This window comes from Lamprobacter modestohalophilus, from assembly GCF_016583905.1.
Taxonomy (GTDB): Bacteria; Pseudomonadota; Gammaproteobacteria; order Chromatiales; family Chromatiaceae; genus Lamprobacter; species Lamprobacter modestohalophilus.
Map to the genome: position 1 here is coordinate 204,600 of NZ_NRRY01000003.1, position 11,467 is coordinate 216,066.

Annotated in this window: 9 protein-coding genes and 1 tRNA gene; 8 read left to right on the top strand and 2 right to left on the bottom strand. The window is 63.5% G+C overall.

Features of this window, described 5'->3' with window-relative positions:
• Nucleotides 1-60 precede the first annotated feature (60 nt).
• Complete coding sequence (locus CKO42_RS03115; protein ID WP_200238583.1) at nt 61-1,119, bottom strand: IS110 family RNA-guided transposase; 1,059 nt, start codon at nt 1,117-1,119, stop codon at nt 61-63.
• Between the two features lie 401 nt (nt 1,120-1,520).
• Here CKO42_RS03115 and CKO42_RS03120 point away from each other — a divergent pair, with 401 nt between their 5' ends.
• The 3 genes from CKO42_RS03120 (at nt 1,521) to hypF (ending at nt 4,746) form a co-directional block, all read left to right on the top strand.
• A complete protein-coding gene (locus CKO42_RS03120; RefSeq protein WP_200238587.1) occupies nt 1,521-1,886 on the top strand; it encodes a MerR family transcriptional regulator in 366 nt (121 codons plus the stop codon).
• Between the two features lie 35 nt (nt 1,887-1,921).
• A tRNA-Pro gene (locus tag CKO42_RS03125) sits at nt 1,922-1,998 on the top strand.
• A 111-nt stretch (nt 1,999-2,109) separates the two neighbouring features.
• Nucleotides 2,110-4,746: a carbamoyltransferase HypF gene (gene hypF, locus CKO42_RS03130; RefSeq protein WP_242479070.1), complete on the top strand. Its 2,637-nt coding sequence runs from the start codon at nt 2,110-2,112 to the stop codon at nt 4,744-4,746.
• 161 nt (nt 4,747-4,907) lie between these two features.
• On the opposite strand, the gene nadB is transcribed toward hypF, so the two are convergent.
• Entirely contained in the window at nt 4,908-6,578 is a 1,671-nt protein-coding gene (gene nadB, locus CKO42_RS03135; protein WP_200238591.1) for an L-aspartate oxidase, read from the bottom strand.
• A gap of 368 nt (nt 6,579-6,946) precedes the next feature.
• Here nadB and rpoE point away from each other — a divergent pair, with 368 nt between their 5' ends.
• The 5 genes from rpoE (at nt 6,947) to CKO42_RS03160 (ending at nt 11,391) form a co-directional block, all read left to right on the top strand.
• The gene (gene rpoE / locus CKO42_RS03140; RefSeq protein WP_200238595.1) at nt 6,947-7,525 is read left to right on the top strand and encodes an RNA polymerase sigma factor RpoE; all 579 of its coding nucleotides are present in this window, start codon (nt 6,947-6,949) and stop codon (nt 7,523-7,525) included.
• Nucleotides 7,526-7,590: 65 nt separating this feature from the next.
• On the top strand, nt 7,591-8,229 hold the full coding sequence (locus CKO42_RS03145) for a sigma-E factor negative regulatory protein (protein ID WP_200238599.1): 639 nt from the start codon (nt 7,591-7,593) through the stop codon (nt 8,227-8,229).
• Between the two features lie 31 nt (nt 8,230-8,260).
• Nucleotides 8,261-9,316 carry a MucB/RseB C-terminal domain-containing protein gene (locus CKO42_RS03150; RefSeq protein WP_207148639.1) on the top strand — a complete coding sequence of 352 codons (1,056 nt, stop codon included), beginning with the start codon at nt 8,261-8,263 and terminating at the stop codon, nt 9,314-9,316.
• On the top strand, nt 9,313-9,789 hold the full coding sequence (locus CKO42_RS03155; protein ID WP_200238618.1) for a SoxR reducing system RseC family protein: 477 nt from the start codon (nt 9,313-9,315) through the stop codon (nt 9,787-9,789). Before CKO42_RS03150 ends, CKO42_RS03155 begins: the two co-directional genes overlap by 4 nt.
• Before the next feature lie 168 nt (nt 9,790-9,957).
• On the top strand, nt 9,958-11,391 hold the full coding sequence (locus CKO42_RS03160; RefSeq protein ID WP_420844261.1) for a DegQ family serine endoprotease: 1,434 nt from the start codon (nt 9,958-9,960) through the stop codon (nt 11,389-11,391).
• Nucleotides 11,392-11,467: the final 76 nt, after the last annotated feature.

Sequence of the window (11,467 nt, forward strand, 5' to 3'; positions counted from 1 at the left end):
TGGTGTGGGTGATCGTGCTCGCTCGGATGTGACTCAATCCCTCATCGGTGCTCGCGGCGGTTAAACCGCCTGACTCAAGGCGTGCTTTGGATCGTAGGCCTCGCCTTTGGTGAGGATCGCATAGGCAATGCGCACCAGTTTGTTCGCCAGCGCCACGGTCGCGACATTGGCATGGCGGCGTGCTTTCAACGCCGTGGCCCAGCGGCTGAGCGGATCATCTTTGCGATCGGCACAGCGCAACACCGCTCGCGCGCCGTGGATGAAGAGTTGGCGCAGGTAAGCATCCCCGCGTTTACTGATCCCGAGCAAGCGGTCCCTACCGCCGGTGGAGTGTTGACGCGGCACCAGTCCGAGCCAAGCCGCCATTCCCCGGCCATTCTTGAACAGGCTGGGGTCCTCGCCGACAGCGGCCAACAGCGCCGTGGCGCCCTTGGCGCCGACGCCGGGCAGCTGAATCAGCGCCTGCGCTTGCGCGTTGTCCTTGGCGATCTGGTCGATTTGTGTATCGTAGTGAAGCACGCGCCCGTTGAGCTGTTGTAGCTCCTCGTAGAGCCGCCGAAGCTCGGCGCGAAAGCGCTCACTGAGACCGTTCTCGGCGTCCTCTAGGATCTCCGGCAGTCGCCGCTGCAAGGCCGCGCGCCCTTGGGCGACCTCGAGGCCAAACTCCAGCAGCAGCCCGCGCGTCTGATTGATCAGCGCCGTGCGTTGCCCAACGACCAACGAGCGCATGCGGTGGATGGCCTGGATGTCTTGCTGCTCGACGCTCTTGATCGCCACAAAGCGCATGTTGGGCCGTTGCACCGCCTCGCAGATCGCCTCGGCATCGGCGGCATCGTTCTTGTTCGACTTCACAAACGGTTTGACGAACTGTGGCGCGATCAAGCGCACCTCGTGGCCCTGCTCACGGAAGCGGCGCGCCCAGTGGTGGGCACTGCCGCAGGCCTCCATGGCAATGGTGCACGCCGGCAGCTGGGCGATGAAGCCGGGCAGCCGTGCGCGGGTGAGCTTCTTGCTGAGCACCCGCTCTCCACGCTCATCGGCGGCATGAAGATGAAAGCTGCGCTTGGCCAGATCGATGCCGACAAACGTGATGGCCCGGTCTTTGTGAGTCTCTGTCATTGGTCTGCTCCGCTACCTTGGTTGACGATGGGTTCTCATCATCGCTTATTGTGCCCGCTCGGGGTGTGTTGGAGGAGCGGGGCGGACCATTCCATTACCAAAGGCGAGGCCTACGATCCAAAGCACGCCTTGAGTCAGGCGGTTTAACCGCCGCGAGCACCGATGAGGGATTGAGTCACATCCGAGCGAGCACGATCACCCACACCACGAGTTTCTAACCACGAGTTGCTAAGAGTGACTGTCACTGTGATGGCATGAAAGGCTTGTCCTGCATTCCTGAAACCCTGTAATCCTCACCAGCCGGCATCGCCGAGACTGAAACAGTGATAAGGACAGGAATGCGCGCGGATTCCATCAGGGCGCGAGGAGCGATCACGCCACCTCATCACGACGCCGGATATATGGCCGCAACGTTTCCTTCTGCTGAACAGTCAAGTGGCTCTTGCATCGCGGGGCGGACCATATATGAGGTGAGCGAGCTTTGCGACGTCAAGCCGCACGTGCTGCGCTACTGGGAGCAAGAGTTCCCACAGCTGAAGCCGGTGAAGCGTCGCGGCAACCGCCGTTACTACCAGCATCACGACGTCGTGATGGTGCGTCGTATCCGCGGCCTGCTCTATGAGCAGGGCTTTACCATCGGCGGTGCTCGCCAGCAGTTGAGTGGAGAGCCGGCGAAAAAGGACAGCACGCAGAGCCATCAGATCATCAAACAGGTGCGTTTAGAGCTCGAGGAGATCCTGCACGATCTTCGCCGTCGCTCACATTGACCCTAGCCTCGCGCAGGGGTATGCTGATCGACTTTCCGGGCGTAGCGCAGTCTGGTAGCGCACCACAATGGGGTTGTGGGGGTCGCAGGTTCGAATCCTGCCGCCCGGACCATCTTGAAGAACGCGGTAACGGTTTTACTGTTGCCGCGTTTTTTTATGGCTGGCTGCGGCGCGGCGTCATGCTAGGACCGCATTCCAGCGGTCGAGACGAGAGTACGAGACCATGTCCAACACCCAAGCCTCCCGTCAGCGGTTGCGTTTACATACCGAGACCGAAGGTGAGTCGATCCGGGTGCGCGGCCTCGTGCAAGGGGTTGGCTTCCGACCCACGGTCTGGCGCCTTGCCACTGCCGCTGGTCTAGCCGGCGATGTGTGCAACGACAGCGAGGGCGTGCTGATTCGGCTTTGGGGCTGTAGCGCTGAGATCGATGACTTCTGTCGTGCCCTGATGGTCGAGTGTCCGCCGCTTGGGCGTATCGACGGTATCGAGCGGCGGCTCTGCGAGGGGCCGGCGCCCGCGGGCTTCAGGATCGTCGAGAGTGGGGCAGGGAGGGTGCAGACTGGCGTGGTTGCGGATGCTGCGACCTGTGCCGCCTGTGCGGCCGAGATTGCCGACCCCAACGATCGCCGTTATCGCTATCCGTTCACCAACTGTACCCACTGTGGGCCGCGCCTGAGCATCATTCGTGCGATCCCCTACGATCGCGCCAACACCAGCATGGCTGCGTTCGAGATGTGCCCGGCCTGTGCGGCGGAGTATCGAGCGCCGGCTGATCGCCGCTTCCATGCCCAGCCGAATGCCTGTCCTGTCTGTGGCCCCAAGGTCTGGCTGGCGGATGCCGAAGGACTCGAGCTGGATGCGGCTGCAGCGGAGGCTGGCTTAGCCTCTGATCCAGCGGCCGATTTAGCCTCTGATCCAGAAGCCGGCCTGCCGCCTGCTTTGGCGTCTCATCCCGCGGCGGGCCAAGCGCCTGATCCTGAAGCCGCCCTGGCGCCTGATTCTGCCGTTGATTTGCCGGATGCTCGAGTAGCCGTTCATGCGCCGCGCGATGCGATTGATGGCGCCAGCCGATTGCTGGCGCGGGGTGCGATCCTCGCGATCAAGGGTATTGGCGGCTTCCATTTGGCCTGTGACGCGACCCATCCCAGTGCTGTCGCCACGCTGCGCGAGCGTAAGCGGCGAGCCGCCAAGCCCTTTGCGCTGATGGCCAGGGATCTTGAGGTCATCCGCCGCTACTGCACGGTCAGTCCAGCCGAGGCGGAGCTGCTGAGTTCGACGGTGGCGCCGATCGTGCTGCTCGATCAGGTCGCTCTCGACGGCGATTTGGATCTGGGTTTGGGCAATCTGTCGCCACTGGCCGCTGAGGTTGCGCCAGGGCAGTCGGCGCTGGGCCTGATGCTTCCCTATAGCCCCTTGCATCGGCTGCTGTTACAGGATTGGGACCGCCCCTTGGTGATGACCAGCGGCAACCTGAGCGATGAGCCCCAATGTATCGACAACGCCGATGCGCTGCAGCGTCTGGCCGGCATCGCCGATGCCTGGCTGCTCAATGATCGCGAGATCGTCAATCGGGTCGATGATTCGGTGGCGCGGGTGATTCAAGGCCGCACCCGCTGGCTGCGGCGGGCGCGCGGCGCGGCACCAACGCCGCTCAGGCTACCGTCGGGTTTTGAGCTTGCACCCAAGGTGCTGGCGCTCGGCGGCGAGCTGAAGAATAGCCTTTGCCTGCTCAGCGATGGGCAGGCGACGTTGTCACAGCATCTCGGTGATCTTGAAGAGGCACGCACTGCGCGCGAATTCGAGCGCACGGTCGCGCTCTATCAAGCGTTGTTTGAGCATCAGCCCGAGATCATTGCTGTCGACTGCCATCCCGATTATCGCTCCTCTGCGCTCGGTCGCCGGCTGGCGGCGGAGACGGGCGCACGGCTGGTCGAGGTGCAGCATCATGCGGCGCATCTCGGGGCCGTCTTGGCGGATGCGGAGTGGCCGCTTGATGCTGGCCCGGTTATCGGGGTGATCTTCGATGGCCTGGGGTATGGGGCGGATCAGACCATCTGGGGCGGCGAATTCCTGCTCGGTGACTATCGACAGTGGCAGCGCGTCGGCCATCTGCGACCGTTCAGCCTGCCCGGCGGCGAGCGCGCCATCCGTGAGCCTTGGCGTTGCCTCTATGCGCAGCTCGAGAGCGTTTTTGGCTGGCCACAGTGTCTCGATCGCTGGGGTGGTTTGGAGCCGATGCAGAGGCTGCAGGTGCGGCCGCTGACGGTGATCGAGGAGATGATTCAGAAGGGATTGAACTCACCGCACACCACCTCGGCCGGGCGTCTGTTTGATGCCGTTGCGGCGGCGCTTGGGATCTGCGCCGACGGTATCGCCTACGAAGCGCAGGCGGCGATTGAACTCGAGACGCTAGCGCGTTGCGCGCTGGGTGAGGTCGGCTATGCGTTCGCGATCGATCATCGAGACAGCAGCGACTATAGCGGCAGCGGCGATCATAGCGACAACAGCGATAATAGCGACAGCAGTGACAAGCGCTGGCAACTGGATCCGACGCCGATGTGGACGGCGCTACTCGATGATCTGACCGCGCGGGTGCCGGCCGCGGTGATCGCGGCGCGCTTCCATGCCGGCCTTGCCGAGGCCGTCGCTGAGCTGGCCGCGCAGGCAGCGCAACAGCATGGCGTTGAGACCGTCGCGCTCTCGGGCGGGGTGTTCCAGAACCGCACCCTCTTTGAGGCCACGCACAAAGCGCTGAGCGAGCGCGGACTGCAGGTGCTGACCCATACACGCGTGCCGGCCAATGATGGCGGTCTCGCGCTCGGTCAGGCGGTGATCGCTGCAGTGGCCTGTTCCGGCTAAGGCCCAGGATGACCACCTGGTGCCGCTTCGGAAGAGGCATCGCCTGAGCGTCACAGGGACGCCCAGTGACGCCCAGTAACGTCGAGTGACTGCAATAGTGGTGCGTCGCCACCCCGGACGATGAACGCGTGTTTCAGGGTAATGCTGACCCTTGATCGCCCTCAGGATAGATCGCTGCCGTCATTCGCGCTGGCGCCAGGAGCCGCGCCCCAAGCGCCGCCGCGGGGTCGGTAACGGTTTGGGATCAACACCGTCGGGCGCAGCTGACTGGGGTCTTTCTGGGGGAAGTCCAGCGTGTAATGCAGCCCACGACTCTCGCGTCGGCGCTGCGCGGATTGGACGATGAGATCGGCGACATCGACCAGATTGCGTAGCTCGAGCAGGTCGGTCTTGACCCGGAAATGGCTGTAATGCTCGATGATCTCCTGGCGCAACAGGTCGACCCGGCGCTTGGCGCGCTGCAGGCGCTTGTTGGTGCGGACGATGCCGACATAGTCCCACATGAAGCGCCGCAGCTCTTCCCAGTTGTGCGAGATCACGACCTCTTCATCGGCTTGAGTGACGCGGCTTGCATCCCAAGCCGGCACCTCTGGTGGGGCGCTCCAGCCAGTCGCGAGCGCGGCGATGTCCTTGGCCGCTAGCTCGGCGAACACCAGGCACTCCAGCAGCGAGTTGCTAGCCATGCGATTGGCGCCGTGCAGGCCGGTGTAAGCCGTTTCGCCGATCGCATAGAGCCCCGGCAGATCGGTGCGGGCGCGCGCATCGACGAGCAGCCCGCCGCAGGTATAGTGGGCCGCCGGGACCACTGGGATCGGCTCGCGCGTGATGTCGATGCCGAGTTCGAGACAACGCGCATGGATGGTTGGGAAATGCTCGGTGATGAAGTCGGCCGGGCGGTGCGAGATATCGAGATAGACAAACTTGCTGCCGGTGCGCTTGATCTCGTGGTCGATGGCGCGGGCGACGACGTCGCGCGGTGCCAGCTCAGCGCGCTCGTCGAAGCGCGGCATGAAGCGGTCACCATCGGGCAGCTTGAGCTTCGCACCTTCGCCGCGCAGCGCCTCGGTGACTAAGAATGACTTGGCCTTGGAGTGATACAGACAGGTCGGATGAAACTGCATGAACTCCATGTTCGCGACCCGGCAGCCGGCACGCCAGCCCATCGCGATGCCATCGCCGGTGGCGACGTCGGGGTTACTGGTGTAGACGTAGACCTTGCTTGCGCCGCCACTGGCGATGACCACGAATCTGGCCAGGAAGGTATTGACCTCGTCGGTCGTGTTGTCGAGCAGGTAGGCGCCGAGGCAGCGGTTCTCGCTGCCGCCAAGCTTGCGGTCGGTGATCAGATCGATCGCGGCGTGATGTTCGAACAGCTCGACGTTGCTGCGCGCGCGGACTAGGTCGGTGAGGGTGGTCTCGACGGCGCGGCCGGTGGCATCAGCGGCATGGATAACGCGGCGATGCGTATGGCCACCTTCGCGCGTGAGATGGTAGCCGCTGGAGCCGGTGCCGCTGTCATCGCGGGTGAATTGGACGCCAGCGTCGAGCAGCCAATGGATATTACCGGGGCCGCGCTCGACGACGAGTCGCACGATGGATTCATCGCAAAGCCCGTCGCCGGCCTTCAGGGTATCCTGTACGTGGGCGTCGATGGTGTCAGTGGCGTTGAGCACTGCGGAAATGCCACCTTGGGCGTAGAGGGTGTTGCCTTCCTGGAGCTCACGCTTGGAGACCACGGCAACCGAGAGCGCTGGTGGCAGACGCAGCGCAAGGCTGAGACCTGCGGCACCGCTGCCGATGATCAGGACGTCATGGCGGTAAAGCTTGGGCATGGTGTCTGGCTTCCTCGCGCGAGCAGAAACGGATAATGACGATTGGGTTGCAATCGGGGCCCGCAACAGAGTATGCCGCAGGTGAGCGGTTGCGTCGCCTGTAGGGCATAGGGTCAATGGCTTCGACCACAGAGCGGGGGATTCGTTGATGTCCGCGTCTTAGGTCTTGTCTATGGTCTTGTCTATGTCTAGATGTGGACAAAGATTAGACGATGTCGATGAAAATCGGCAAAAAATCGGGCAAACACGAAACTGAAGATTTGTGTTGCGATATATCAAGCTGCGACTTGGTCAGTAGAGAACTTTCATCGGAGGGGTGGTGTCAATGCGCCAGGTGAGCAGAAACCGACGGGCTCGGGAGCGACCCGGTGTCTGAGCGCGAGGTCGATCAAGCACTCGTCGAGCGGGCGCAGGCTGGAGATCGGCGCGCCTTCGATCTGCTGGTGCTGAAGTACCAACAGCGGATCGCCGCGCTCATCAGTCGCTACCTGCGCGATAGTGCCGAGGTCTTGGATGTGACCCAGGAGGCCTTCCTGAAGGCCTATCGAGCGCTGCCCGGCTTTCGCGGCGAGTCGGCTTTCTATACCTGGATCTACCGAATTGCGATCAATACGGTAAAGAACTACATGGTCGCTCAGAGCCGGCGTCCGCCTGGCGATGATGTCGAGGCTGAAGTGGCCGAGCAGATGGACATGGGCGCAGCACTGCGCGACTGTGCCACCCCCGAGCGCGAGGCGCTCACCGACGAGATTGCGAACACGGTGCAGGATGCCTTGAACGCGCTGCCGGACGATCTTCGGGCTGCGATCATGTTCCGTGAGATCGACGGGATGAGCTATGAGGAGATTGCAACCGCGATGGAGTGTCCAATCGGAACGGTGCGCTCACGGATCTTCCGTGCCCGTGAAGCGATCGACAAACGGCTCCGGCCGCTGCTCGAGGGTTGATCAGAGCAGTATCTGCCCGCGGGTCGAATCCGTATCATGAACGACTGACGAGTGAAGGCGACAGCATGACCACATCCACTTCGGACCAACGGTACCTGGCAGCATTGATCGATGGAGAGCCTGGTCCCGGCGGATTCGAGGCGGCCATCGATGCCGTCGAGCGAGATGCGGCGCTGCGCGCCCGCTTTGAGCGCGGCATCCTCATCGGTCAGCTGTTGCGAGCAGAGCCTGCGATGCCTGCGGCGCGGGCCGTGAGCGCTGGCGTTGCGGCTGCACTCGCCTCTGAGCCAGTGGTCATGCGGCCGAGCAAGCGTCAATCATCCGGTCAATCATCCGGTCGATCGTCGCCGATCAACCGCCCGGCTGTTGGGCTCGCGATCGCCGCTAGCCTGGTTGCCGTGGCTGTCATGGTCGGTCCGGGACTGATGACGGGCAGCGGCTTGGAGCCAAGTCTCGAGTCGTCGCCGATCGCACAGTCTGATCCAGCTGCGGTTCAAGCGTCTGCGGCGCTGAGCGAGTCCATGACGAGGCGCGAGTCCGTGGTGCCGAGTGAGCCCATGGTCGAGCGTTGGGCCTTGGATGAGCCCGTCGGCTCAACCGCTCTAGACGCCCTGCTGGTCGACCATCGCGAGCGTGCGTCAGCTTCCGGGCTGACCGGCTTTATCCCCTATGCTGCTGTGGTTGGTCCCAGTGGTGTTCGTTGATGCAATGTCGCTGCACAGGCTGCCGCGTCGGATGAAACAGGTCGCTGCGCTCGGCGGTAGCTCGTTGCTTGCTTTGCCGCTTGCTTTACTGCCTGCTTTACTGCTTGCTTTACCACTTGGCTTGCTGCTGCCCTGGGTCAGCGCGGCGAGCGACGCCGGGCCGACTCCAGACGCCGAGCCGGCTCCGATCGCCTTGCTTGGGCAGATGTCCAAGGCCCTCTCCGAGCTCGAATACGAGGGCACCCTGGTCTATCTCAACGGTCATGAGCTCTCGACGCTGCGGATTGCGCACCGGATCAACGGCGGCCAAGCACATGAGAGCCTGCTAGCGCTCAGCGGGCCGGTGCGTGCCGTTGCTCGCAGCCGACAGACCGTGACCTGCGTGTTGCCCGATGCGCGTGCAATCTCGGTGCCGCGGCATTCGGCCCACGCCGCGACCTTGCACTCCGGTACGCTCGATGCGGAGCGATTGCGCCCACACTACTTGATCCATCGTCTTGGCCGGTCGCGGGTGGCCGGGCGCGATACCCTGGTCGTGGGCATCATCCCAAAGGATGACCTGCGCTATGGTTACCGGTTCTTCGTTGATGAGGACACCGGGTTGCCGCTGAAGACCGACCTGATGGACAGCTCAGCAACGCCGATCGAGCAGGTCATGTTCACCGAGATCGAGTTCCTGGGCCGAGCGTCCGCTGACGCGATGGCCGCAAACCCGGCCCCACTGCAGCCGCTTGGTGCCGCGGTTTCGGTCACGTCGGGTCTGGCGCACTCGGCGTCGGCTGCAGCGCCGGTCGATGTGGCGCCTTGGTCGTTTGCTGAGTTGCCGGCGGGCTATGCAGTGGTGGCCGGTGATCCCCCGGCAATCGACACCGAAGGGCAGCGCCGCTGGTTCATGGTGAGCGATGGCCTCTCTGTGGTTTCGGTCTATATCGAGCCTGATCAGGGATACGGCCTCGCTGGCCATAAGCGCGTCGGCGCGATGAATGCCGCTGGACGCTCACTCAATGGATATCAGATCACCGCAGTTGGCGAAGCGCCGCTGCAGACAGTACAGGCCATCGCTGCTGCGGTGAGGACTCAACCATGATTGAAGAACAGGGTATCGTCGTCGCGATCGAGGCTGGGATCGCCGAGGTGGAGATCGTTCGCCGTTCGACCTGCGGCGCTTGTAGCGCGCGTTCCGGCTGCGGTGTGTCGCTCCTGGACCGGGTGCTCGGCCGCCGGCCGCAGCGCCTGCTGTTGGCTGACAAGCTCAAGGTCCGCCCAGGCGATGAGGTGATCGTCGGCATCCCCGAGGGGGCTTTGCTGAAGGCTGCGGTCGTTGCCTACATGGTCCCGCTGTTCGGCCTCTTGGCTGGCGCGATCCTTGGCGATTTACCGCGGCTGGACGGTGCCATGGATCAGGGGCTGCCGTTATTGGCCGGTGCGCTCGGATTTGGCGCCGGGCTTCTTGTGACCCATCTCTACAGTCGCCGGCTGGCGGTCGATCCGCGCTGGCGGGCCGTGCTGCTGCGTCGCACAACCCATAGCCTCAGCGTCGGCCTCCCCAGCACGCGCTGACCGGTTCTCCCGTCGGTCGGTTCAAGATCGTGTCACAGTGCAGTCGACGCGGTCAGCTTCTGTTATCGTTACCGGTTGTCGCTGCCGGCCCCTGCCGGTTTCGGGTGCGTTCGTCACCATTAGCTCGGGATATTCATGCGTCATCGGTATCAGCCTCTGCTCGTTTTCATCGCGGTCGGTCTGTTTGGGCTGGCGCAGATGGCGTCCAGCCTTGCGGCGAGTCCTTCGGCGGCTGATTCGACAGGCTCTGGCATTGTTGCCGCGCTGCCGAACTTCATTCCGCTGGTCAAGCGCTATGGTCCGTCGGTGGTCAATATCAGCAGCAAGCAGGGCTACGGTTCGGGGCCGCAGCAGTTCGAGCCCCAGGAGGGCTTGCCGGAAGATAGCCCGCTCTATGACTTCTTTCGCCGCTTCTTCGATGAGGATGGGTCCTTACCGGACGAGGGCGATCAAGGTCGCTCACTGGGCTCGGGCTTCATCCTCAGCCCGGACGGCTATATCCTGACCAATGCCCATGTGGTCGAGGCCGCTGACGAGATCATTGTGCGCATGAGCGATCGGCGCGAGTTTGTCGCACAGGCAATTGGTGCCGACGAGCGCAGCGACATCGCACTTTTGAAGATCGACGCCACTGACCTGCCGGCGGTAGAGCTTGGGCTCTCGAAGACGGTCGAGGTCGGCGAATGGGTGCTTGCGATTGGCTCGCCGTTTGGCTTTGAGCACTCGGCGACGGCCGGCATCGTCAGCGCCAAGGGGCGCTCGCTGCCGTCCGAGAACTATGTGCCCTTTATCCAGACCGATGTGGCGATCAACCCCGGCAATTCGGGCGGTCCGCTGTTCGATCTCGAGGGGCGTGTGGTCGGTGTCAACTCTCAGATCTATAGCCGCACCGGCGGCTTTATGGGGCTCTCGTTCGCGATCCCGATCGATGTTGCGATCGATGTCGTCGACCAGCTCAAGGACAAAGGCCGGGTCAGTCGCGGTTGGCTCGGGGTCTTGATCCAAGACGTCACGCGGGATCTCGCCGAGCCCTTTGGTCTGCCGCATCCGGTCGGCGCCCTCGTCTCACAGGTGTTGCCGGACAGTCCGGCGGAGAAGGCCGGGCTGCGCGCCGGGGATATCATCTTGACCTTCGATGGGCTCGACGTTCCGACCTCGAGCAGCCTGCCGCCGCTGGTTGGCGTGACTAAGGTCGACGTCACGGTCCAGGTCGAGTTGTTGCGCAATGGCGAGCGTCGCGAGTTGGCCGTGACCCTGGCCGAACTGCCAGAGGACGAGACGGCATTGATCCCGCAGGGTCACCCGGCCGCGCCGGTGGCGAACCGCTTGGGCCTGGTGATGAAGGAGGTGCCAGAGGATCAGCGCGAGTTGCTCGGGCTGGAGCATGCAGGCGTGCTGGTGGACCGCGTCGAGACTGGCCCCGCTGAGCGTGCGGGTTTGCGTGCGGGTGATCTGATCCTGAGCTTCAGCAACGCGCAGGTGCAAGGCTTGGCGCATTTTGATCGGCTGGTTGAGGCTGCCCCAGCTGGCGAGTCGGTCGCGGTGCTGGTCCAGCGCGGCGATGGGCGCATGTTCTACGCCATCCGGCTGCCACCGGAGTAGGTGCGCGTTGCGCAGCGTTTCTATCTGTCTGATCTGCCTCTGAGCGTTCCCTGAACCCTATTCAGATCTCTTTTCC